This is a genomic window from Bifidobacterium sp. B4079 (genome assembly GCF_026537385.1).
In the GTDB taxonomy this organism is placed as follows: domain Bacteria; phylum Actinomycetota; class Actinomycetes; order Actinomycetales; family Bifidobacteriaceae; genus Bombiscardovia; species Bombiscardovia asteroides_I.
In genome coordinates, this window is the sequence record NZ_JAFNMH010000004.1 from 117,561 (window position 1) to 141,797 (window position 24,237).

Genomic DNA, 24,237 nt, shown 5'->3' on the forward strand with positions numbered 1-24,237 from the left:
AAAATTGGTCCGACCTGATTGCGGACAAACCCCATGCACTGAACAGCATATCTTAATTACTTTCTTAACGAAAGGAACTCGCCGGGGCTGGGAATGAAATATCCCTGTCCCCTATGCTGGTCCGCAGAATCATCTAGGTCATTGTTGCCCGTGCGGATGGTAAAGGAGCCAAATATGAAGGATATCGGCAGTAGGGAGGGATCCGGGCTTGGTCGAATGACGACCTGGGTTCGCAACGGAGTCGCCTCGCTCCTGGCTCTGCTGACCGTCGTGGCCATGGCGGGCTGCGGCTCAGCAGATTCAGGCCAAGTCACTCTGGACTTCTTCCAGTTCAAGTTCGAGGCCGCCGACCAGTTCAAGGCCATGGTTGCACAGTTTGAGAAGGAGAATCCTGACATCAGGGTGAACATCAATAATTCGGCCGATGCCCAGACGGATTTGCGCACTCGTCTGGTCAAAAACCGGGTGCCCGACGTCATCACCTTCAACGGCGATATCAGCTTCGGCATGTTCGCGGCATCCGGGGTCTTCCATGATTTCACTGACGATCCCTTGGTCAAGGGGCTCAATCCGGGCATGGTGTCGATAGCCAGGAATCTGGTCCAGACCAAGGATCCTTCGGCCAAGCGCCTGTATGGCCTGCCCTTTGCCGGCAACGCCAGCGGGTACATATACAACAAGACGCTTTGGCGAAAGGCCGGGCTTGACCCTGACGATCCGCCGCGCACCTGGTCGGAGTTCACGGCTGTCATGGACAAGTTCAAGTCCCTGGGCATCGAACCTGTGCAGGGCACTCTCTCTGATTCCTGGACCGCCCAGGCCCCCTTGGCGTCACTGGCGGGGACCCTGGTCCCCGAGAGCAGATACAGGGATCTGATGGCTGGGAAAACCGATTTCAAGACCCTGTGGACGGAGCCGGCTCGGCGCGAGGTCGAGCTCTTCAGCCATTCCGCTGGCGACAAGGGCGTCACCTACCAGCAGGGCACCCAAAATATGGCCAAGGGCAAGGTGGCGATCCTTCCCCTGGGAACATACGCCATACCGCAAATCAGGATGATCGAACCGGATGTGGACCTCGGATTCGCCCAGATGCCCGCGAATGATTCCCGCTCCCGGCAAATACTGACGGCTGGCGACGATGTCATGCTGACCATGGGCGCCAACACCAGGCATCCCAAGGAGGCCATGCGGCTGATCCGTTATCTGATGCAGCCCCAGCAGCTGCGCACGTATGCCAAGGCCCAGACGGCCTTCACACCGACCAGAAAGGTGGAGGCAGGTGATCCGGCCCTGAACGGGGTTCTTCCCTTCTTCCAACAGAACCGCTTGGCCGACTTCTGCGACCATTACATCCCCTCTTCCATCAATATCGGCGGCTACCTGCAGACAATGGTCACCAAGGGGGATGTGGATGGCTTCATCGGTTCCATGCAGAACGAATGGGACAAGGTCCAGGCAAGGAACTTCCAATGATGAAAGGTCAGGATTCAGACATGGCACAATCCAGGGTCGTCGGCATCCGTACTGCTGACGGAACAGCCAAGGCCGGGAAACGGCCTTCAAGGTTCTCCAATCGCAAGGTCGACCGCGCTTTCTACTGGATGGCGGTCCCTGCCGCCCTGATTTTCACGCTCTTCCTCTATGTGCCCTTCCTCCAGGGCGTGGCCTACTCTTTTACGAATTCCCAGGGATACGGGCGCTTCTCATGGATCGGCTTCAAGAATTACGGCGCCCTCTTCCGTGACGGCCGCGTGGGCCACGCTTATCTGTTCACTTTGCTGATCGCCATCCTGATCACCCTGCTGGTCAACTTCATCGCCCTGTTCATCTCGGTGGCGCTGAATGGAAAGATCGCTTTCAAGAACGGGTTCCGGGTCATCTATTTCATCCCCTACACGCTCTCGGTTCTGGTCATCGGCTATGTCTTCAAATACATCTTCATGACGCCCCTGCCGGCTCTAGGCAAGGCCCTGGGCATCAGCTGGCTCTCCCAGTCCCTGCTGACCAGCGAGCACTATGCATGGATCCCTATCGTCTTCCTCTCGGTTTGGCAGGCGGTGGCTTATTCGACCCTCATATATCTGGCGGGTCTGCAGACCATCGACTCGGAGGTTTATGAGGCTGCATCCATCGATGGCGCCAATGAGTGGCAGAAATTCTGGAGGATCACCTTCCCCTTGATTGGCCCATTCTTCACCATCAACCTTGTGCTGACTCTGAAGAATGCCTTCAACACCTTCGACCAGGTGGTGGCTCTGACCGCAGGAGGGCCCGATTCCAAGACCGAAACAGTCACCTACCTCATCTACAAGGGCGGCCTTACCGGAGGCGAGTACGCCTACCAGACAGCCAACGCGGTCATGTTCTTCATCGTCCTGGCTGTGATCGCATTCATCCAGCTGGGCATTTCCAGAAGAGGGGAGAAGATCTGAGATGGCACAGACAGCGCTTATGCAACCGCAGACACCGGCACAATCAGCAGAAAGAAGGGGAAGGCGGCATTGGGGATCCCCGGGATCGCACCTCAAGAGGGTCAACTGGTGGCTGACGGCCACCGTGGCTGTGCTCTCCCTGACGATTCTTGTGCCGCTCTACTTCACCGTGGTCACGGCTCTGAAGACCCCTGCGGAAGCCGGAACCTTCAGCCTGCCCTCTTCCTGGCAGTGGCACAATTTCGCCGATGCCTGGAACAAGGTCAACTATCCCAAGGCCGCTCTGAATTCAGCCGTCGTCACGGTCTGCGCAGTGGCGCTCACCCTGCTGACCAACACCTTCGTGGCCTATGCCGTGGCCAGGAACATGGACAAGCGCTTCTTCCGCTTCCTCTACTACTTCTTCATCGCGGCCATGTTCGTCCCCTTCCCCGTGGTCATGCTTCCCATCGCCAAGCAGTTCGGCAGCTGGCACTTGGACAACGTGCCAGGTCTGATCCTGCTCTACGTGGTATTAGGGCTCGGCACCAACCTCTTCATCGCCACGGGGTTCATCCGATCCATCCCCACCGCTCTTGAGGAGGCCGCCCGATTGGATGGCGCAGGCACCTGGAGGATATTCTGGACCATCATCTTCCCCCTTATGGGTCCAATCAATGCGACCATCGCCATCACCACGGCTCTCTGGGCCTGGAACGATTTCCTCATGCCGCTGATCGTCCTGACGGATCAGACCAGTCAGACCATCCCTCTGGCGCAGTATGTCTTCAGCTCCCAGTTCGCCACCAACTATCCGATGGCCTTCTCCAGCTACCTGATGGCTCTGGCGCCCATCCTGATCGTCTACCTGTTCGCACAGAAGTGGGTCATCAGCGGCGTTATGAGAGGAGCTGTCAAGTAGCCCAGCCAGGACAGGCAGTCAGGGCGGCCTATAGTGGAGGTCACAGAACAAGGAAGTCCCAGGAATCCAATCTTCGTGAGGAGGGCCATGACCCAGGAAGAACGCATGCAGCTGCCCGATAGGGTGCGGACCAACGGAGCCGCCCCCAATCCCTGGTGGGCCAACGCGGTGGTCTATCAGATCTATCCGCGGTCCTTCCAGGACACCAACGGTGATGGCTACGGCGACCTGCCGGGCATCACGCAGCGGCTGGACTACCTGGCCGACCTGGGCGTGGACGTGATCTGGCTCAGTCCAGTCTACAAGTCCCCCCAGGACGACAACGGCTACGACATCGCCGATTATCAGGACATCGACCCCATCTTCGGCACCATGGACGATATGGACGAGCTTCTGGACCAGGCCCACCGGCGGGGGATCAAGGTGGTCATGGACCTGGTGGTCAACCACACCTCGGATGAGCACGCCTGGTTCCAGGCCTCCCGCAACAGGGAGGACCCACACGCCGACTGGTACTGGTGGCGGCCCGCCAAGGCCGGCCACGAACCCGGCACCCCTGGCGCAGAGCCCAACAAATGGGGGTCCTACTTTGGAGGCTCCGCCTGGCAGTACGATCCGCAGCGCGGCGAATATTACCTACACCTGTTCTCCAGGAAGCAGCCCGACCTCAACTGGGAGAACCCCCAGGTCCGGCAGGCCGTCTTCGACATGATGAACTGGTGGATGGACCGGGGCATCGACGGATTCCGCATGGATGTGATCGTCATGATCTCCAAGACCGTCGACTCCGAGGGCCGCCTGCCCGGCGAGGACGGATCGGCCATCGCTGACGGTCCCGTGGGGCCTGAGGGGTACTCGTCCTCGGTGCCCTTCTGCGTGGACGGCCCCAGGCTGGATGAGTTCCTCCAAGAGATGCGCAGCCAGGTCTTCCAGGGTCGGCAGGGTTACCTGACCGTGGGGGAGGCTCCCAGTCTGGCGCCTGCCCGCAGCGGGCAGATCACCGACCCGGCCAACCACGAGCTGGACATGCTCTTTCTCTTCACCCAGACCGAGGTTGACACCGGGGACAGCAAGTGGGACATCCGTCCCTTCCGGGTTCCCCGGCTCAAGGCGGCCATGGACGAGCAGCAGCAGGCTGTGGCCAAGGCCGGATGGGCCAGCCTCTACTTCGACAACCACGATCAGCCCAGAATCGTCTCCCGTTGGGGCGACACCTCCAGCGAGGAGCTGCGCTCGCGTTCGGCCAAGGCCCTGGGGCTCCTCCTGCACATGCACCGGGGGACCCCCTACATCTATCAGGGCGAGGAGCTGGGCATGACCAATGCCGGCTTCGCCAGCCTCGACCAGTACCAGGATCTGGAGTCCATCAACCTCTACCATCAGCGGGTCGATCAGGCGCACGAGCAGGATCCGGAGTCCATGATGGCCGCCCTGGCCTATATGAGCCGCGACAACGCCCGCACCCCCATGCAGTGGGACTCCACCAAGTTCGCCGGCTTCACGGCTCCATACGCTCCCAAGGAGCCCTGGCTGGCCGTCAATCCCAATAGGGACAAGGTCAACGCCAAGACCGAGCTGCGTGACCCGGACTCGGTCCTGGCCTTCTACCGGGAGCTGATCCGCCTGCGTCATACCAATCCGGTCGTGGCGGCCGGCGGCTTCACCCTTCTGGATCCGGATGCGGACCAGATTTACTCATTCACCCGTTCCCTGGACCAGGCGCCCGAGCCCAAGTCGGGACCCGAGGCTGCCAGCGTTCTGGATGCCCTGCCCTGTCAGCGCCTTCTGGTTGTGGTCAATCTGAGCAGCCGTCCGGCCTCACTGCCGCCTGAAACCGCCGCACTTCTGGGCCTGGACCAAACCGGATTCACCTCCATGGCCCTCGGAGCGGTGGATCCCGATCGGATCCTCATATCCACCTACAGACCGGAGCAAACCGCCAGCTCCCTGCTGACCGGCCGCCTCTCCCCCTGGGAGGGCTTCGTCTACCGACTCTGAGGAAAACCCCGCCGTCGGCACGCTTTCCAGGCTAGAGTGGAAGTCAGCGATGCCCTGATGGGCCTGTGCGGACCGGTCGGGTCCGCGGGTCCCGGGGCGATGGGTTCGCGCTGTGGTCAATCCCGACGATTCCGGCGCGGACGGGAAAAGAAAGCGGGTTGCATGTCTCGTCTGATCATCGTCTCCAACCGTTTGCCCATGTCACTGCAGGCACAGGAGGACGGTTCTTACACCTTGCGCCAGAACGTGGGGGGACTGGCCACGGCCATCGGCCCCTACCACCGTTCCCATAAGGACTGCCTCTGGATCGGCTGGAGCGGCATCGATCCTCAGAAGTACTCGGAAAAGGAGCTGGACCGCATCCGTCAGGCCTACCGGGAGAGCCGGTGCATTCCTATATTCCTGAGCAAGGAGGAGCTGAACGGATACTACGCCGGGTTCTCCAACAACACCCTCTGGCCGCTCTTCCATGACTTCTCGCATGAGGCCGTCTTCCGCCAGGAGGACTGGGAGATGTACCGCAAGGTCAACATGCGTTTCGCGCAGGTGGTGGAGCCGCTCATCCGCAAGGGCGACACCATCTGGGTCCAGGACTACCACCTGATGCTCCTGCCCAAGATGTTGCGCGAACGTTACCCCGATGCCTCCATCGGCTGGTTCCTGCACGTGCCCTTCCCCAGCGCCGAGATCTTCCGCTCCCTGCCATGGAGCCGCGAGATCCTGGAGGGTGTCCTGGGCGCCAACCTGATCGGCTTCCATACGGTGGACTTCTCCGCCAGCTTCCTGGCTTCGCTGCACAGGCTGCTGCCCGAACTGCCGGTCAACCGGGACGGCGTGGTCGAAATGCCTGACGGCCACCGAGCAGCCATCGACGCCTTCCCCATCGGCATCGATTACAACCTCTACCGGCGTACCGCCCACTCCAGCCTGGCTCGGGCCATGCGGCGAGGGATCGACGAGGTCTGCGGCAAGTCCCCCCGTCATCGCTATCGCACATCGGTGACGGCTGAAGGGGTGGCGGCCAACGAAGCCGCCGCATCGGATGCCAACTGGTGGAGCCACTACATGAAGGAGGACATCCCCGAGTCCACGCTGGCCAAGCAGGCGGCCTCCTCGGTGGGCAGCCGGTCCAACAAGGTCATCGTCTCGGTGGATCGTCTGGACTACACCAAGGGTCTGCCCGAGCGGCTTCAGGCCTTCGGCCGCATGCTGGACAAGTACCCTGAGTGGGTGGGCCATGTCACCTACTACCTGCTGGCCACCCCCTCGCGTGAGGTCGTCGAGTCCTATCAGCGGCTCAAGGCCCAGGTGGACCAGTTGGTGGGGGAGATCAACGGCCGCTACTCCCTGCTGGCCTGGACCCCCATCCACTACATCACCCGCTCCCTGTCCATCAAGCCTGTCTGCGGCATCTACACGGCCGGCGACGTAGCCCTGGTCACCCCCCTGCGCGATGGGATGAACCTGGTGGCCAAGGAGTACCTGGCCTGCCATGACGGACGCGACGGCACCCTGGTCCTGTCGGACATGTGCGGGGCTGCCGACGAGCTGACCGATGCCTTCATCGTCAATCCCTACGATATCGACATGGTCTGCGAGGCCCTGCACAACGCCCTGGAGATCACCCCCGAGGAGTCCAAGCGGCGCAACATCCGCATGCAGGCCCGACTCAAGGTGCGCACCGCAGCCAACTGGTGCACCTCGTTCCTCGACTCCCTGCGGCAGGTGTCCACTCCGGGCATGACGGACAGGAGGCTGCGTATGGATCACCACAACGCCATCGTTCATCAGTGGGACGGCGCCCATCGTCGTCTGGTCCTGTGCGACTATGACGGGACGCTGACCCCGCTTGTTCGCCGTCCTGAGCGGGCCAAGCCCACCCAGGCCCTTCGCCGCCTGCTGACCCAGGTGGGGAGCAATCCCGATGTGGACTTCCTGCTGGTCTCCGGCCGCAGCCATCAGATCATGCAGGACTGGTTCGGTGACCTGCCGGTGGGGCTGATTGCCGAGCATGGCGCCTGGAACCGCAACCTGCCCGGCAGCGACTCGGAGGAGTGGCAGCGGGCGAAAGGCCTGCCCGACTCCGATACCTGGCAGAAGGTGATCCGGCCCATCATGGATGAGTCGGCCACCAGGGTCCCCAACTCCTTTGTGGAGAGCAAGTCCGATGCGGTGGCCTGGCATTACCGGATGAGCGATGCCCAGGTGGCCGACCAGGAGCGTCAGGATCTGCTCCATCGCCTGCGCGGAGTAGTGGTCGGCCTGGGGTTGATGATCATGGAGAACTCCAAGGTCGTCGAGGTCACCCCTGTGGCCACCAGCAAGGGCCAGGCCATCCTGCCCTTCGTCAACAGCGGCGACTACGACTTCATGATGGCCCTGGGCGACGATGAAACGGACGAGACCATGTTCGCCGTCATGCCTGATAAGGGCTGGACCATCAAGGTCGGGCCCGGCCAGACCAAGGCCCGGTTGCGGGTCAACGATCCGACCGCGGTCACTCTGTTGCTGGCCGACCTGGGTGCCGGTGTGGCCCGTGACTCCAATGAGCCCGTGGCATCCCACGACTTCCGCGACGACCATACCGTGGTCGACGAGGCGCATGCCCAGCTCACTGACGACAAGTAAGACAGGCGACCACTGCCATCACCGGCGACTGTTAGGCACTACCGGTGACCGCTCGTGAAGTCCGTCAAGTTCACGGGCGGGCTGGTGGCTGGCTTGGTTATCGGTCTGGTTGTTTCAGGTCTGCTCTCATGCTTGTCCGGTCTTCGGGCGCCCGGACGTCCGATTGTCCGCAGGTTTTGGTTTTTCGGTATGTTCGGATGTCCACCATGTTGACGGCCGGCCCCATTGGTCGGGCCCGGCCGACCATACTTGGAGCATGGATACTTCAACAATCACTGCCTGTCTTGAGGCAGATCATGCCGCTGATTTGCGCAAAGCCGCCCAACGTCTGGAAGGTGTGGCCCGTCACACCCTTATCGAGCAATCCGATGACCTGGGTGCTCGGATTGGCCATCGCGTTCTGCTCAAGCCGGAGAATCTGCAGCTGACTGGATCCTTCAAGATTCGCGGAGCTTATAACAAGGTGGCCTCGTTGGATCAGGACGAACTGGACCGCGGCATCGTCACCGCTTCCGCTGGCAATCATGCCCAGGGGGTGGCTTTTGCCGCACGCAGCCGTGGCGCGAAGGCCACCATCGTCATGCCCCGGATCACTCCGCCCCTCAAGGTCGATGCCACTCGGGCCTATGGCGCCGAGGTTGTCCTGCAGGGCGAGGTCTTCGACGAAAGTTCCGATTACGCCTTGGGTCTGGCACGTGATCGCGGCATGACCTTCGTCCCGCCCTTTGACGACTACGAGGTCGTCTGTGGTCAGGGGACCATCGCCATGGAAATTCTTCAGGATGTGCCCGATGTCACCGATATCGTGGTTCCCCTGGGTGGGGGCGGGCTGGGCGCTGGCGTTGCGCTCGCCGTAAAAACCTTCAAGCCAGATGTCAGAGTCATCGGAGCCACCCCGGTCGGATCTCCGGCCTGGCGTGAATCTCTGACAGCTGGTCATGTGGTCGCGGCGGATCAGATGCGTACGGCCGCCGAGGGCGTGGCCGTCAGGCGTCCCGGCGATCTGAACTACGCCCTGCTCAGCCGCTATATGGATGATCTGGTCCAGGTGACCGAAAGCGACATCTCCGAGATGATCCTATTCATGCTGGAGAAGCACAAACTGGTGGTCGAGGCGGCTGGCGCCGTCTCCCTGGCGGCCCTGGGACAGTTGGATCTGCAGTCCGAGGTCTTCCGGTCGGCCCCGGGGCCGCATGTGATCGTCCCCATCATCTCGGGCGGCAATATCGATACGGTCACCATGGGTGCTGTCATCCAGCGGGGGATGATCTCCCGCGGACGCATCATGCAGTTCGGCGTGGAGCTGCCCGACGTTCCTGGTCAGCTGGTTAAGGTGGCCACGGTCCTGGCCGATCTGCGTGCCAATGTGATCGAGCTCAACCACGACCAGTTCAAATCCTCCGGCCACTATGACAACGGTGTGCTCTTGGAGGTGACTGTGGAGACTAACGGCCCCGATCACATCACCCAGATCCTGGATACCTTGCGTAGTCGAGGCTTCCAGGTCCATCAGAACTACTGAGCACTATGTCAAGATTGGATCCGGTGCCCGTGCCCGGCATCCGATGTTCGGGGACAATGATGGACAATGATCATCGCTGCGAGAACAGTCGGAATCGCCGATGCCTTTGCTGGGCTTGGCTGATGGGACTTGCTGGTTCTTAAAGGACCAATCTATGGCAATCCTTGTGCTGCCTTGCGTCTTATCACAGGCGGAGTCCCTTCCCCGGAGTCGCCACGGTCTGCGGGTGGAGGACGTGGGTATATCAGCCTATTTCGATAATCGACGAACAGATTTGCTTTATTTCCTCATTGTGTGTTGAGATGATGACGGCAGCGCCTTGTTGGGCAAGTTCGCACAGTATGCGTATTACGACGTTGGCGTTGTCCTGATCCAACGCAGAGGTCGGCTCGTCTGCAAGAATGACACCCGGCTGTTTGAGCAGAAGCCTCGCGAGGGCGATTCTCTGTTGTTCCCCGCCCGATAGGGTGTAAATCTTTTTCTTCTGCGAGCCATTCATTCCGACGATGTCAAGTACTCTGCCGATTCGTTCGTCCTGTTCCTTGCGATGCTCGCGCTTCTTCATTTTGAGGGGAATCTGCAGGTTATGCGACACGTTCCACTGTTCGACAAGACCATAGTTCTGGAATAGAAATCCTATGTTTTCGCGAAGACACACTCGCTGCCCCTTCCGGCTCTTATGCAAATAACCGGAGCGGAATGTCCCTTCGTTGTAAGTGACCGATCCTTCATCGAAGTCCTCCAACAAGCCGACGCAGTTGAGCAGGGTCGTTTTGCCTGCACCGGACGGCCCGCTCACTGCGATTATGGAACCAGGTCCAGCGTCGAAGGACAGTCTCGACCATAAGGTGTGTTCTGCAAATCTCTTGGTAAGTCCTTCGACTTTCAATGTCGGCTGCCTGCCTGCGTCTGTCATATGCATCTCCCTCCGCACCGTGGATTCACGGGCGTTTGATGTCGTCGGCACGGAACCTTGATTCGTATACCGATACGGTAATGGCCATGATGAGGCTGGATCCGGCGAAGAGCAATGTTCCAGCCACCAGATCCGCAACCTTGCTCATCGAGCCGATAATGCCGACTGCCATGAGGGTCAGCAGCACCCCGGTATTCTGCATGACAAGAAAGCCTCCGTGTCTTCTGAAGAACCCGTATCCATGGATGAATTGGACGAAGGAGAGTCTGCGTCGTCTTGCGCAATACGCGGCCGAGCACACGAGGATGGCCATCATGGCAGCGGCCAGACCGAACGATATGGCTATGATGTCCCCGCGTTGCTCGTTCCGGGATAATGACAATGTATACGCTACCGAGTCTTTGGCGTTGTCAATACCCTGGAAGTATCCGGAGATTCCATAATGGTCCAGCTTGCTTTGCAGGAGTTCCGGATCGGAGAACAATACACTATCGCTTGATGTGTATGACAGGTATACCATGGGGCTGATCAACCCTGACGATGGGGATGTGACGGCTACCACCGGATCCTTCAAAGACAGCTTCTGCTGATCTTCTGCAGGCATGAACTGGGTCCCCGAGAAGAGGGATATGTCTTGGCCCGAACGTGTGCGGACCAGGACGCCGTGAGGGCTACAGGAATATGGTTTCTGTTTCTGGGTAACACCCAGTTGGCACTGTGTCTTGAAATATTCGGCATATTTCTTCAACAAGGCTCCGGGGTCCCCTTTATATGATGAAGGCACCAGGAGTGTGAAAGCCCCAATATCTCTTCCAACCACTCTAACCGGTTTCCCATCAAGTCCGGCAATGGGTTGTTTGTCAAGATAGTTCGGGCTCACTATCATCGAATCGGATCCGTCCGGTTCATAAGGATCATTGTTCCCATCAGCGGGACGAACGGAGTCACCGTTATATCCGACCAGCATTGCCTTCCCTCTGCTGTCAAGATCCTCGATCACTTTCATCAGGGGAGGCGCTGTCCGGAGATCATCCTCGTGTGGGGTGTTGGTGTTGACTGACAATCTGAGGACATATTGATCCGAGATGCGAGACCACTGTGCCAGGGACCGGCTGGTGCTCTGTACCGCGCTGATTCTATTCAGAGACCCGCTGATGGTACCAAAGAGAACAGCCACCACCATGAACTGGGCAAAACCCGCGATGATGCCATCACGGAGTTCGTCGCCCTCCCCGTTAAGGACGGCGGGTATCCGATCGCGGAATGTACTGGCACCGCCTAAAGTCAACGCCAGGAAGACAAGATATGCTGTCAATACAGCCACGGCGATCAACAGCGTTCGGAGGAGTCTCCAAATCTGGTGGAAGTCATTGACAATCCAGAGGAAAGGCAATCCCACCAAGGCAATCGTCATCAATCCCACGGCGAGCGTGGCGAGCAGTGAAACCAGCTCGCCGACAAGTATCCTTCCGCTGGTATAACCGTGCATTGCCTTGATCGCATGTATCTTCCTGTTCCTGGACAGGGAATACGCGGTGGAAACCACCAATGTGATGGCGATGATAACGACTCCCGCCCAAAGGCCACCCTTCCCTAACGCATATATCATCGCAGCTATCCAGAAGCCTCGTGACCAGAGGCTTTGTGATTCGTCAACCACTATCCGGGAACGTGACAAAGCCTTGGCGAGCTGTTCCATATGCGACCTATCCGCATTGGTCGCATAGCTTCCGCGCAAGTCCTGGGTGGTAATCTCTTTATAAGAAACTACTTTCGTTGACTGGTCACGCGTTGAAAAGGAAGGATAATCGTACCCTCCATTTCGTTGAAAAGACTTTTGGTCACCCACAAAGGCCACGAGAACACGAGAATTCATCGAGTTACGAAATGAAGGTTGGATCTTGAAGACATTGATCCCCAAAGTTCTTGAAGCTTGGGCAATCGCACGCACAGCATCCGCCTTTGTCGCGGTATCAACCCTCTCGATGGTGAAAGAGGTACCAGTACCCGCAGGAAGCTCCTGGTCGATGGTGATAAGCATCTCGAATGTCACCACCATGGTCAGAATCAAGGAAGCCCAAATAGTCAACCGTTCAATCCAGTGAATTCGCAAATCACCTCACCCACCCAAAGCAAAGAGAAGTCCTGCCGGCATGTGCCCGCACATGCCGGCAAATAGGGGTCAGCGCCTCGTTCACTCAGTGATACTAAGCATCATGGTATTAGCATGCCTGATACTCGTAACTGAGTTAATATATACCCCAGTAGCACTGATTGCCTTTAGCACGGCGGCCAGTCTGAGCGACAGCCCATTTACCGCTATATGCTTGTGATGTGACGCGTCCAGTACCTATCGCGGTCGCATAATGGTTCTTCTTCGGATGCATATATGACGAAGTCACATGTCCCCAAGCTGGAACCCCGGACAGATCACAAGTAAAACTACCTCCACCAGCGCCACCTGCCATGGCAACAGGCGCTATACCAGTCGACAATGCAAGAGCTACCATTGATGAAGCAACAACTCTCCCAAACTTCCTCATAGTTTTCTCCTTTGAAAACAAATATGATGGTGAAAACTTTCCACCGCCACTCGTTATACTCCATAAACACAGCTAAATCAAATACAGCTAACTCATTCCAGCCTCTCACACATTGAGGCCACTCTTATGTCACTGACACCGATGCGGAATCCGAACCGGTACGATGACGCTGACCATTCCTGGAACAATTCCCTTGCCGGAGTTCGGACAACACACCCAAGACCAGTTTGCTTGGTTGCACTCACACCACGAGCATGGGATGTTTTAGTGGATGCAGTGCGGAATCATGCAGAGAATGCCTCTGCTGATGACACTGGCGGGGATAGTGGCGGTCAGCCAGCTGCGGATCTGCTGCCGGTAGCCGGTCGCCCATCCGTCCGATCTGCTCGCCCTGCAGCCTGGAGACCCGCTCGTTCACGTGCTGCTGCCCGTCGTGCATCTTCCTGAGCTGTGTTTCGTTCCTGCTGGCCGGTTGCTCCACGCTCTTCTCGAACGCCTTGCAGCCAGAGAGGATGACCTTCCTTGAGGCCTCGTTCTGCCTGTCGCCTGGGTCCTCTGATCGCTGCAAGCTGGTCAGCAGCATCTGGTTGGCTGTTCCGTCGTGGAGGTTATGACCTCCAACTGCTCCTTGAGGTTCAACTGGCTGCTGGAGGTGAGCTGTATCTGCGCCCTGGAGTTCCTGAGCTCCTTGAGCACATGCCTCGTCTCGCGCAGTCGTGTGCTCAGGTCCTCCTCGTTGCCCTGGTTCGGGTTCTCGTCCATGTCTCCTCGTTTCGTCCAGCAGCGATTGCAGTTCCCCGACCACGCTCTTAATCTGTTTGCGCAGCTTCTCGATGAGCGTCTCCCCCAATGACCGCGAAGCGAAGTTATCCACCGTCAAAATCAAAGTCAAAAACTCAAGCTTTCTGGTATAGGTATCTAGTATAGGTATATAGGGGCCCCTCGTTAGTCCCACTGCGAGTAGGGCTAAGAGGGGTTTTATTGCATTCAAAGTCCATCTCTTGGATTTGGCCTGATTGTGGCTTGTCTGCGCTGGTTGGTGCATTTGGAGTGTGTTGATTGATGGTGGTTTCGTGATTGCTGGTGGGTCTGATGCTTGGGTGGTTATGTTTGGTGAATGTGATTGCTGGTGTTTTATGGATGTGGTGAGCTGGTTTTGGGTCTTTTCCGGGATAACGGTGGCATACTCGCTTCGGACTGCGGCGGTTCTTCCGGTGCACACGCCCGGCTCTGTTCTTTCCTGCCGGCTCCGGCGGGCTTGTACCCCGTGCATGGAGGTGGAGCATTCCACCAGGATGGCTCAGGACCGGCTGACCGTTCTGGGCATGCCTCGCGGGATCGCCTACGCGCAGCCGAACGCATGAACGCATAAACGAAGGGCGCCCCCAGGAATCCATGAAGATTGGAATTCCTTGGGGCGCCCTTGCGTCCTGGTGCGGTGGCCGTCAGGCTTCTGTCGGCTGCTCGGCCATGGCCTGCAGGTATCGGGCGACGGCCTTGCGGATGATGGCCGACTTGGGGATGCCTTCCTTCTTGGCCAGCCGGCTGGCCTTGTCGTCCAGGTCCTCGGGCACCCTGACCCTCCAGGTGCGTCGAGCGGTCCGTGCCTCGGCCCGCCGTTCCTCCGGCTTCTCCAACTTCGCCAGGCTCTGGGCCATGAGCGATGCGGCCTGCTCGTCGGTCAGCAGCGGGGCGTCGGGGTCCCGCCGGATGGCGGCCTTCGGGTGGTGGATCAGCTCCCCCCGGTCGGCTGCGCGGATCAGCGCATCGATGTCCTCCTGGTTCTCGGATGTGACTTGCTTGGCCATTTCGCGCTCCTTTCCCTTCCTGCACGCCTGTCCCTCTCCGCCCTCACCGGGTGGCCTCGGCCCGGCGCAGGCGCATCTGGTCGAATTCCTCCTGGAGGTCGTGGAAGAACTCGTCCTCATCCACTCCGCGGTTCGGATCCTTGCGTCGTACGGAGCCTGGTATGACGTCCAGGCGTTCCTCGCGTTCGGCCTTGGCGTTCATCTCCTCCATCTGCCGGTGCTCTTGTTCCGTCTTAGGCTCGTACTCGTATTCGTTCATGGCTATTCTCCTGTACCCAATAACATGGCTTTTTAAATTATTGGTTGGTGTGGTCTGGCCGTCTATCGGTCGTGCTTGTGCGACTTGATCAGCCGCCGCCACACGTCGGTGACGGTCATGATCTGGAAGGCGACGAAATCCCCGGGCTCGGCTTCCTTGACTATGACCTCGATGCAGCCCTTTCCAAGCGCTCCAGGATGCCTGGGCCCGACGAGAACCACGGCATCCAGCCCATTCCGATCCTGAATCTCCTCTTTGCTTGCATGATGTAGGACGGCATAGCCGATTTCCTGGCAGGCGATACACCATGCCCGCCAGCGCTTCTGGCCATCTTGAGCGTTTGAGCTCCTCTCTCCCCCGCCCTCCATCCATATGGCACCACACTGACGACCTACAGTCAAAGGCCGCACTCTTTTCCTCTGGGTGTTCCTTGGATTTTCCAGCCGCGACCCTGCCGATGGGCGCATGCCATCCTGGCGTCGCCAGCATGTAGTTGAGCGCATCCGCATAGGCTGTCGCCTCCTGGGCGGCGACCGGGGACACCAGGCCCAGCTGCTTGCCGTATGACCATATGGAATATGTGGTACATATTTTATGAATTTTGGCCAGAGGCGGGTAAATACTGTTGTCCATAACGGCGTGGTGGGGAGGCATCCATGATGGGGATACGGAAGAAATTCAAGGAGCTGAAGAATCAAAAACTGACTCTTTTTCGCCCAGACGATATTCAATGGCTAACCCTTGGACAGCTCCAGCAGAGGTATGACGACCTTAAAGACCAGCGCGACAAGCAAATGGCATGCACAGCGCCTGCTCGCGTTGTGCGCAGTGTCCAGCTTCATCTCCTTCATGTCGCAGCCCGCCTGGAAGAAGCTTAAGAGCACTCCGCAGAAAGTAATGCTTGTTTTCTGCACTATCTTATTGGTGACCATTGTATTTTTGATCGCTGCGGTGATCATGGGTGATCTATACAGCCCCATAAAAACCCCCATGCTGGTAAACACCACAGCACAGGCACAGCCACAATCCACGGGGGAAAACCAAAAAAACCTCCTTGATGAGTGGAAGGCACAGGTCGATATATTGGAATCTCATAATAACTTACGAGAAGCCATAATTATCTCTGCCTATGCCGCATATGCAGTTGCCCTGGATGGCATCATTGCTTGTTTTCTCCCCCTGTAATCCGAGAGGGAGAGCAGCAGAGCCAGGAATCTTGTAGCTTGGTCTTATGATTTTCCTATGGAAGTCTATGCAAAAGAAAAAATATATCATGCCATAGATGCATGTAAACAATTCGATGCAGACAAACACCCCGAGCTCTTCAATGGATATCTCTTTAGTAGGTACCAGCTTAGGCAAAACGATTTTCCAAGGTTGAACTTATTTCTGACCGCTGCTCAACTTCAACTGGCCAACTGCCTCCTGCCTCTTAATAAGGCGATAAGCGGTGAAAGTAAAATAGAAAGTCTTCTTAACAACTTAACAGATACGCTAGGTGCTCTGTCTGCTTTCGACAAAACGATAATGACTGAAGCCGATTATGAGGTGGTTCTCGGCGATAACTTTCCTAGGGCGCAGATTGAACACGCCATTCAATCTCTACGATACAGGCCTTCACATTGGGAGGAACCTAGATCACAGGATAGATTCCGCGAACCGCCGTTAAAGAGACACCCCATGTTTTCAGTGGAGCCTGTTGATAATACAGGCTTTGTTGCAAATTCACCTAAAATTCTTTCTGATGTAGTGGATCCACTAGTACAGCATTCGAGATTGTCCAATGGAGCCTACCGTTCACAGCCAAACGAAGGACAGGATCCGCAGGAGCACCAGCAGAGCACAACGCAAGCGGAGCAGGCTGGGCGGAAACATTACACGGTGTTCGTCAGCTCGACCTTCGAGGATATGAGGGATATTCGCGCGGCTGTGCTGGGGAGGCTATATTCCACGGAAGACTTCATGCCGATCGGCATGGAGAACTTCATGGCCTCCGACAGCAGCCAGCTCGACTACATCCGCGAAAGGCTCAATGACACCGACATCTACGTGCTGCTCCTGGGCGGCAGGTACGGCACCCTCACCCCCCGCGCGGACAGGAGCTACACGCATGAGGAGTATGAGATGGCCAAAGCCAACCCTGATGTCAGGGTGCTGTCCTTCGTGTGCGACCATCCCGAGAATCTGCCCGCCGAGAGACGCTGGCGAAACGATGACGAACACGACAGGCTCATGGAATTCACTAAGGAAGTGGAAAGCGACAAAATGGTCAGGCCCTGGGCAGTAGACGCCGACCCGGAGAAGATCGCCGGCGATGTCTACCAGTCCCTGGTCGATGAGACGAAAAAAGGAACAATGCGCGGCTGGACCAGAGGAGAATGGCCTGAACCGGAACAGTAAAGCCGCCCAGTCAGCCAGGGCGTGAGGAGCCATCCCCGCAAGGACAAGGATAGTTCTCTGGCGCTTCCTCCGGCGCGGCTGTTCCTTCAGAGGCTTGCCTGGTGCTGTTCCTTCTCCCCTACCCGTCCGATCGCCTTGTAGATGGTGCTTCGGCTGACGTTGAACCTGGCGGCTATCTCCTTGACGGTCACGGTCCTGGAATCGTACAGCTGGCGCACCATGGCGACGTCCTTGTCGGAGAGCTTGTAGGGGCGGCCGCCTTTCCTGCCGCGCGCCCTGGCCGCCGTCAGGCCGGCCATGGTGCGTTCCCGGATCAGGTCCCGCTCGAACTGCGCCAAGGCGGAGAAGATGTTGAAGACCAGCACCCCTCCAGGCGTGCTGGTGTCCATATTCTCGGTCAGGCTGCGGAACCCCACCCCCTGCTTATGGAACCGGTCCATCAGATCGACCAGGTTCTGCACGCTGCGCCCCAGCCTGTCCAGCTTCCACACCACCACCGTGTCGCCCTCGCGCAACGCCTCCAGCATCCGGTCCAACTGGGGGCGGCTGGCCTTGGCCCCGGAGGAATGATCGACATAGATCCTCCCGCAACCCGCCTTCCTCAGCGCATCGGTCTGCAGATCCTCGTTCTGCTCAAGCGTGCTCACCCTCGCATAGCCGATCAGCATGCGCCCTCCCCTCGGCCGGCCGACGGCGACGGCTTCGGCCGCCGCGCATACGCCTTCCATGAAAACGGACGGTGGACCGGACCGTTATAGACCGGACGGTTATAGACCGCCATATGGGTCTTCCTGTATGGGCCTTCCCTGGGGACGATACGCTCGTTGATGATCTGCACCAGATAGTTGACCGCCAGCACGGAAACAGCCACCGAATAGAACAGCGAATAGTCCGATTTGTTGATTTTGCATCTTCCCATCAGGTACAGGACGATCACGAAGACCACACCGATGACGGCATATGGCGTGGTACGAATCCACCACCTGCTGGGCGGATCACTCTCCCGATCTCTTATAACATCGCGAGCATAAATGAACAGCGCCGTTGCCTCAACCAGAAAGAGGAGTATGAGAAACACAAACGACGCAGTCGAATACGACTCCTCAGAGTAATTTATAAAAGTATTTACCATCAGAAAGATATACAAAAGGTGCAGGAGATAGGAGCCCGTCGTTACCGTACTATAACTCTTATCCCATTCGGCTCCATACATGACTATGACACCATAAGAAAAGATGAAGAAAGAAAAGACAAGAGGAACCCATCCGGCAACAAAAGCTAACCCGTCTTTGTGTTTTTGCCAAAGAAACCTGAATGGTGAAAAGCAGATTAAGACCATAATTAAAAGACCGAAATCAGCCAAGAACGACATAAGACAGAGCGGGCCTTTATGACATGGGTTTACATTTTCCTTAAAATTTTCCCACCATCTTCTTCGACGCGCTCTATGTTTCACCCATCTGGCGAATATTCCAAGGCAATTGTTCTCTTTTCCCATATGTTTACAATACATAGATTAAAAGACCAGTTAAACTACGGCTTACCGTTTCGGACAGCGAAGATTCAGCGGAACCAATAAAATGTATATAAAACGGTTGTTTTTAATATTAAAATGCTATTTATATTTTATTCTTTGTTTGATTCTTCTTCAGAATTTTTAACATCCGTGCCTGTTTTCAGCGGATTTGTGTCTGCTGACTTCGGCTGGTCCGTTTCTTTCTGTTCCAGCCGCCTGATCACATAGGCATTGCCGTCATATCTGAGTCCGCGTTTCCCCGGTGATGATATTCTGCGATATTCGGCATTCTCCTGCTTGATTGTCCTCTGTTAGGGGAAGCTTCACCCGGCTCCAGGAGCCATGATGGCACAGCGGGTTCGCAAGGTACGGCCCCAATCAAGCAGTCATGTTCTGGCCACTAGAGGAAAAGGACTGTTGAAAGCAAAGGACAAACATTTCTGCATTGTTTAATACCTTATTTCTTCTTATTATTTCATTTGCTTCCGCCCATAGCCTGACTGCTTCCTGCTCCGCTTTCGTCATTTTTCAAATGTGATGCTTGTGATTTAGATTTGCTCAGATAAGCATATTGGGTGCTCGGATAAAAGTGATAATTTATTTATAAAAAGAAATAACTCACTCGCAATATAGCTGAGGGGTGTATTATATTCGATTGAAACAGAGATGTTTACGATCAATTTAATCTGACTACGGGAGAAGACAGATATGACCACCAGACTTTCTATCGGTAAACGAATAATAGGACTGTTTGCCGCTGCATTAGTTTTTTCAACGCTGACTACAGGAGTAGCATCTGCGCAGACACCTGACCTGGACACAAACCAACTGGAATCCATAGTCACCAGATACGGTAAAAAAATTGAAAATAGTTATTCTGGTGTCCAGATGCGTTTCAATGATAAAGAAGACCAGCTGGCGCAAAAGAATGGCATTAATTCTACATCGTACAAAGAGTCAGGATTATCTTTGAAAGACGTATCCACTACCACCAAGCTAATCGGTACTCAAAAAACCGACTCCGGTTATCAGGTACTGAGTGAAATTACCACTAAAATGGTACTAGTGCCAGAGGCCGGTACCACAATTACAATTGCTGGTGAAAACAGGAACCATTTGGATTCCTCCGCAACGGATCTTCATTCAATAAGTATCGCACTCACAAAAGGCAATGATGCGGATGGCTACACCGTTGTCGGTGATGAAATACAATATCCAGACGAACAAAATGATGAAACACCGGATATGATTAATGTTCCTCAATCAGTTCCAAACTCGGCTGAAACAAGAGAATCGTCAGACCCCTTTGCGAATCGAGCGGGATTGAATTATATAAAGATGTCCAAATATGCTGAAAAATGGACTGAAGATGCTCCGGGTAATAAGATGAATCCGGACTTCCCTATCTACGATGAAAAGAACGGGAACTGCGCTAATTTTGCTTCTCAAGCTATATATGCAGGAGGTCTAAAAACCACCTTCGGCAATTCACTGCAGATATGGGATGATCATGTATGGACATGGAATCTTGCCGGTATAGCCAAGGCTTCGCATACTTGGTCAACGGCACAGCATAACTATAATTATATGAAGGATTCTTCTGGTGCTTTTACCGAAGAGGACAGCCCGTGGCGGGTTGGTCAAGGCGGTCTTATTTATGGCGATTGGGACAATGATGGATCCTTCAACCATGTAATGGTAGTAGTCGGATACATCAATGATGGCTATAATTCAACTCCAGTTATTTGCCAAAAGAGCGCTCCACGCCATGACTACCCCTTTAGGGATTCCGTAAAAAATGCTCCAAAAACGACCAGATGGGCCGGTCTGCAATGGAAAGCGGAATGGTAAGGCTTAGGCAGGCTTGATTGGTTTGAAAACGCATGTTCGTAAACCGGTAATACAACGAAAATGGTTCCGTATCGGTTTACGGGCATGCATTATTTATATAGGAATATGGATACTATGTTTTGCGAGTCTTGCGATTAAAAGTGATCAGTATTCATGGGATTTGCGCCTATACGAAGAAACAGCTGAAAACGAGGTATCAACATATAGCACATTCCAAGAAATTGATTCTAAGATAAAAATTAATCAGCCATTACCAACTTTTAGCTGCAGAACAAGGCCGGAGATAATCGATTGTGCCACACGGCCTAACCCGCCGACAACGGGCATTCCTATGATTACCGCGATGATTTACGATTATGTACATGTTTCCAACGCCGACAGCGTTTTGCATAATTCTACGCTGGAACACCTGACTAATATTGATTTAATGAGTACCGAATTTCGTCATCATTTTGAATAGCAGCATAGGGAGTTAGTTAGCACATTATTTTGGATTAAGAACAATTCACGATCTCAACTATTCAAATACGATATTCCCATGATCCCGCCACCATTCCTACGTCCCCGGACGTCACAAATGGCATTGCACTACATGCCGATCCACCGCAGCGCGCCCAGCAGAAGGGGACGGAGTTTCTTCTCATAGTCATAAAGTGCATTACAATAGTGGTATGGCGATTAGGTTCACGGATTCGACGCACCGGCATTTCTGCGAGGACCGCCTCGACGAAGCCATGGTGCTCAGGGCCATGGGTGAACCGGTATGGACCGCGATCGTTGACCGGACGACCCGTCCGTGCTACCTTCGGCGCTCGGGGATCCGCCGATAGCGCTCATCGTGTGCAAAAGGCACCCAGGCGCATTGGACGACGACCTGCTCGAAGTGCTCATCCACCCCGATGGGCCCGACATGCGGGTATTCCACGTCATGCACCTGGGCGGACTGTGGCGCGACTACTGGCACCGCTGGCCCGACGGCCGGGGCGGGAACAGGACGACGACGGAAAGGAAACGGCAATGAGCGACAAGCACACACGACGCACGACCGTGAGGGCAAGCGAATACGAGAACCGCATGGACCGGCTCGACTGGGCCCCCTCGAAGCCGCCGGTCTCCGCATGGGGCGGCGAGGAGGCCAGGAGGATCAGCCAGGCCATGCTCGACCCCGACACAGACGCCACGAAGCTGTTCGCCACCCTGATGGGGCGCCCATCGCTCGAGCAGCGCGAACAGGGCAGGAAACCGAGCGTGCAGCACAGCGTGCGCTTGAGCGAACCCATGGACGAATACGTATCCGCCGCCATCAAGCGCGAGGGGTTGAAGAACCGCAGCGAATACTTCCGCATGCTCGTCCAGCGGGACGCCGAAATCCACCACACTGAACTTGTCGGCGCATGAAACGGGACTGAAGCCGAACCTGCCGGATCATGGCGACCACGCATGATCATTCCGGGGTATTCGGCACTTCTCCGCTTGATCATCTGCTGTCAAGGGAAGCCACAGCCGGCCATGTGTGCCATGATGGCCCAGCGGGTTCGCCGGCTGCGGTCACCATTAAATGGTGATTTCTTCCGCTGGCGAGAGGCGCCGGTGCTTTTCCTGATGAATTTGTACTCGTGATCATGTCTTTCATGCGAGCTTGAGCTCGGCTATTACATGTTTAATCTATTTAGTGACTATCTGCGGGGTGTCTGCTGATCATTGCGGCGTGACTATGGGTGTTTTTGAAGCACAGATTGACTCTGTTGGTGCTGCGAATAGGTGGAGAGACAGGATGGGGCGAGTGAATGCCGAGGAGCTGGGGAGCGCGATTATTCCTGTTCGAATTTCATGGACCCTATTGGTATTTGGTTCCAGTCCTCGTCGGTGCTGATAAGGGCATGTCCAGGGCATCAGAGCTTTGTTCGGGCGGGAAGACTTCGGCTTCCGGAGTCGATTCGCTGTCCTTCTTCTGGGGCAGGGGTTCGCTACCTGATGCAGAGTATCCGCGTGTTAGGGGTGCCGGTGTTCCAAAACGACGCTGACAGGGGGCCGGTACAGTCGGAGTGAGCCTGTAGTGAGACGGAAGACGGCGCAAGGATTGCCATAGTGGGCCCTGCAGGTTCTTGCAGGACCCATCAGAAATCTGCAGATCGCAGATCTGTTCCAGCAATTGCGCGGGGCAGTCAGCGAATCAACCCTGTCCGGCGATGGTTTTGTCGACGAGTTTGGGCAGTGCCTCTTCGATGGGTTCGTGGATGAGTCGGGTTGCCAGAGAATCATACTGGGTTGAACCCATGTTCATGATGGTGATTGGCACACCTGCCTGGGCTGCCACCGGCACCAGCGAGGCGGCCGGATACACCTCCAAAGTGGAGCCGATCACCCAGAATTGATCGGCCTGGCTGGCCAGTCTCATGCTCTTCTCCATGGCTCCCTCGGGCAGGGCCTGACCGAAGTAGACCACATCAGTCTTGATGATGCCATTGCATGGCATGTTGCCCTGGTAGGGCATGGGCTTGTGGCAGTGTGGATCGGGTTCCTGATCAAGCTTGGCCATGATGTCGGCAGTCCGATATGCCTGGCCGCACTTCATGCAATGGGAGCTGCCGATGCTCCCGTGAAGGTTGACGATGACATCATCGGAGTTGCCGGCTTTCTCGTGAAGGGCATCGAAGTTCTGCGTAGCCAGCAGGTTCAGCATGCCTGCCTGCTCCAGCCTGGCCAGTGCCTTGTGGGCCACTCCGGGCTGGGCCTTCCAGACAGGCGACTCCTTCTGCCACCGCCATGAATACTCCCGCTGCTTCTTGTCGCTCATGAACAGGTCCAGGTCATAGACATTCATCTGATCGGGATGCTTGGTCCAAACCCCGTCAGGCCCGCGAAAATCCGGTATGCCGGCTGAGGTCGAGATTCCCGCCCCGGTCAGTACTGCAATTGTTGTGCTCATACACCCGTCTTACCATCCGTCAACAGAATCCATGACTCGCAGACCAACATAGTCGCGAACATACACCTATATCAACATTCATATTCATAGGCTGTGGATGACTGGCGGTCGAGAACGGAAGGTCAACTCCGCATTGGATATAGACGACTATGACCAGAGTTCAAAAGGACTATGAAAAGGACTGAGCCGGCACGCCGATGGAACCGGGGCCTGATCGTTCATTTGTGAATAAAATGTGCGCATGAAGCGGGGACTGTGAGCTGAAGGCCCATCTTCGTGAGACTCGAAGTTAGGAAGGAGCATGTAACGACACGCCGTCTGAGGCCTTGTTATTACTTGTTTTGAGGGTGTTTATGGAAGGGCCGAGTTGCGTTTTGGCTGGCTCGTGGTAAGTTTATCTCTTGCTGCTCAACACGGCGGTTCTTCTTCCGGGAGGAAGTTGAATGGCTTGTTGGTGTGGTGGTGGTTTGAGAACTCAAGAGCGTGTTTGTGCTACTTATAGCTTTTTGATTGCCAGTCCGATGCCCGCCCGGC

At 56.2% G+C, this 24,237-nt stretch carries 23 protein-coding genes; 11 read left to right on the plus strand and 12 right to left on the minus strand.

The window, feature by feature from the left end:
- Positions 1–216 precede the first annotated feature (216 nt).
- The 6 genes from J3T95_RS08430 to ilvA all read left to right on the plus strand — a co-directional run bounded on the left by J3T95_RS08430 (position 217) and on the right by ilvA (position 9,481).
- Positions 217–1,473, plus strand: a complete 1,257-nt coding sequence (locus tag J3T95_RS08430; RefSeq protein WP_267451111.1) for an ABC transporter substrate-binding protein — start codon at positions 217–219, stop codon at positions 1,471–1,473.
- Between the two features lie 20 nt (positions 1,474–1,493).
- Positions 1,494–2,432, plus strand: coding sequence for a carbohydrate ABC transporter permease (locus tag J3T95_RS08435; protein ID WP_267451112.1), 939 nt, complete (start codon positions 1,494–1,496; stop codon positions 2,430–2,432).
- A 1-nt stretch (position 2,433) separates the two neighbouring features.
- Entirely contained in the window at positions 2,434–3,333 is a 900-nt protein-coding gene (locus J3T95_RS08440) for a carbohydrate ABC transporter permease (protein ID WP_267400939.1), read from the plus strand.
- Between the two features lie 87 nt (positions 3,334–3,420).
- On the plus strand, positions 3,421–5,331 hold the full coding sequence (locus J3T95_RS08445) for a glycoside hydrolase family 13 protein (RefSeq protein WP_267451101.1): 1,911 nt from the start codon (positions 3,421–3,423) through the stop codon (positions 5,329–5,331).
- 162 nt (positions 5,332–5,493) lie between these two features.
- Complete coding sequence (otsB, locus tag J3T95_RS08450; RefSeq protein ID WP_220236662.1) at positions 5,494–7,959, plus strand: trehalose-phosphatase; 2,466 nt, start codon at positions 5,494–5,496, stop codon at positions 7,957–7,959.
- A 256-nt stretch (positions 7,960–8,215) separates the two neighbouring features.
- On the plus strand, positions 8,216–9,481 hold the full coding sequence (gene ilvA / locus J3T95_RS08455; protein ID WP_220236663.1) for a threonine ammonia-lyase: 1,266 nt from the start codon (positions 8,216–8,218) through the stop codon (positions 9,479–9,481).
- Positions 9,482–9,725: 244 nt separating this feature from the next.
- Here ilvA and J3T95_RS08460 read toward each other — a convergent pair whose 3' ends face one another.
- The 8 genes from J3T95_RS08460 to J3T95_RS08490 form a co-directional block, all read right to left on the minus strand.
- Complete coding sequence (locus J3T95_RS08460) at positions 9,726–10,397, minus strand: ATP-binding cassette domain-containing protein (RefSeq protein WP_220236664.1); 672 nt, start codon at positions 10,395–10,397, stop codon at positions 9,726–9,728.
- A gap of 25 nt (positions 10,398–10,422) precedes the next feature.
- The gene (locus J3T95_RS08465; protein WP_267451102.1) at positions 10,423–12,510 is read right to left on the minus strand and encodes a bacteriocin-associated integral membrane family protein; all 2,088 of its coding nucleotides are present in this window, start codon (positions 12,508–12,510) and stop codon (positions 10,423–10,425) included.
- Positions 12,511–12,646: 136 nt separating this feature from the next.
- Positions 12,647–12,940 carry a lactococcin 972 family bacteriocin gene (locus J3T95_RS09270; RefSeq protein ID WP_220236666.1) on the minus strand — a complete coding sequence of 98 codons (294 nt, stop codon included), beginning with the start codon at positions 12,938–12,940 and terminating at the stop codon, positions 12,647–12,649.
- A 241-nt stretch (positions 12,941–13,181) separates the two neighbouring features.
- The gene (locus J3T95_RS08470; protein WP_220236667.1) at positions 13,182–13,523 is read right to left on the minus strand and encodes a hypothetical protein; all 342 of its coding nucleotides are present in this window, start codon (positions 13,521–13,523) and stop codon (positions 13,182–13,184) included.
- Positions 13,514–13,702 (minus strand): hypothetical protein, encoded by a 189-nt coding sequence (locus tag J3T95_RS08475; protein ID WP_220236668.1) that lies wholly within the window; start codon positions 13,700–13,702, stop codon positions 13,514–13,516. Before J3T95_RS08475 ends, J3T95_RS08470 begins: the two co-directional genes overlap by 10 nt.
- 683 nt (positions 13,703–14,385) lie before the next feature.
- Positions 14,386–14,748 (minus strand): ribbon-helix-helix protein, CopG family, encoded by a 363-nt coding sequence (locus J3T95_RS08480; RefSeq protein ID WP_220236669.1) that lies wholly within the window; start codon positions 14,746–14,748, stop codon positions 14,386–14,388.
- A 43-nt stretch (positions 14,749–14,791) separates the two neighbouring features.
- The gene (locus tag J3T95_RS08485) at positions 14,792–15,007 is read right to left on the minus strand and encodes a hypothetical protein (protein WP_220236670.1); all 216 of its coding nucleotides are present in this window, start codon (positions 15,005–15,007) and stop codon (positions 14,792–14,794) included.
- Between the two features lie 62 nt (positions 15,008–15,069).
- Positions 15,070–15,408, minus strand: a complete 339-nt coding sequence (locus J3T95_RS08490) for a hypothetical protein (protein ID WP_267451103.1) — start codon at positions 15,406–15,408, stop codon at positions 15,070–15,072.
- A gap of 361 nt (positions 15,409–15,769) precedes the next feature.
- On the opposite strand from J3T95_RS08490, the gene J3T95_RS08495 reads away from it, so the two are divergent.
- Together J3T95_RS08495 and J3T95_RS08500 are read left to right on the plus strand one after the other, a co-directional pair.
- Positions 15,770–16,192: a hypothetical protein gene (locus J3T95_RS08495; RefSeq protein WP_220236672.1), complete on the plus strand. Its 423-nt coding sequence runs from the start codon at positions 15,770–15,772 to the stop codon at positions 16,190–16,192.
- A gap of 57 nt (positions 16,193–16,249) precedes the next feature.
- A complete protein-coding gene (locus J3T95_RS08500) occupies positions 16,250–17,407 on the plus strand; it encodes a DUF4062 domain-containing protein (protein ID WP_220236673.1) in 1,158 nt (385 codons plus the stop codon).
- Between the two features lie 86 nt (positions 17,408–17,493).
- On the opposite strand, the gene J3T95_RS08505 is transcribed toward J3T95_RS08500, so the two are convergent.
- Both J3T95_RS08505 and J3T95_RS08510 read right to left on the minus strand, forming a co-directional pair.
- Complete coding sequence (locus J3T95_RS08505) at positions 17,494–18,075, minus strand: recombinase family protein (RefSeq protein WP_220236674.1); 582 nt, start codon at positions 18,073–18,075, stop codon at positions 17,494–17,496.
- The gene (locus tag J3T95_RS08510) at positions 18,069–18,779 is read right to left on the minus strand and encodes a hypothetical protein (protein ID WP_267451104.1); all 711 of its coding nucleotides are present in this window, start codon (positions 18,777–18,779) and stop codon (positions 18,069–18,071) included. The genes J3T95_RS08505 and J3T95_RS08510 overlap by 7 nt, the downstream gene beginning before the upstream one ends.
- Positions 18,780–19,631: 852 nt before the next feature.
- On the opposite strand from J3T95_RS08510, the gene J3T95_RS08515 reads away from it, so the two are divergent.
- A complete protein-coding gene (locus tag J3T95_RS08515) occupies positions 19,632–20,774 on the plus strand; it encodes an amidase domain-containing protein (RefSeq protein ID WP_220236676.1) in 1,143 nt (380 codons plus the stop codon).
- Positions 20,775–20,787: 13 nt separating this feature from the next.
- Positions 20,788–21,234, plus strand: a complete 447-nt coding sequence (locus J3T95_RS08520; RefSeq protein ID WP_220236677.1) for a hypothetical protein — start codon at positions 20,788–20,790, stop codon at positions 21,232–21,234.
- A gap of 339 nt (positions 21,235–21,573) precedes the next feature.
- Here J3T95_RS08520 and J3T95_RS08525 read toward each other — a convergent pair whose 3' ends face one another.
- Positions 21,574–21,699, minus strand: coding sequence for a hypothetical protein (locus J3T95_RS08525; RefSeq protein WP_258561513.1), 126 nt, complete (start codon positions 21,697–21,699; stop codon positions 21,574–21,576).
- Between the two features lie 92 nt (positions 21,700–21,791).
- On the opposite strand from J3T95_RS08525, the gene J3T95_RS08530 reads away from it, so the two are divergent.
- Complete coding sequence (locus tag J3T95_RS08530; RefSeq protein ID WP_220236678.1) at positions 21,792–22,172, plus strand: toxin-antitoxin system protein; 381 nt, start codon at positions 21,792–21,794, stop codon at positions 22,170–22,172.
- A gap of 775 nt (positions 22,173–22,947) precedes the next feature.
- On the opposite strand, the gene J3T95_RS08535 is transcribed toward J3T95_RS08530, so the two are convergent.
- Entirely contained in the window at positions 22,948–23,703 is a 756-nt protein-coding gene (locus J3T95_RS08535; protein ID WP_220236679.1) for a Sir2 family NAD-dependent protein deacetylase, read from the minus strand.
- Positions 23,704–24,237 lie beyond the last annotated feature (534 nt).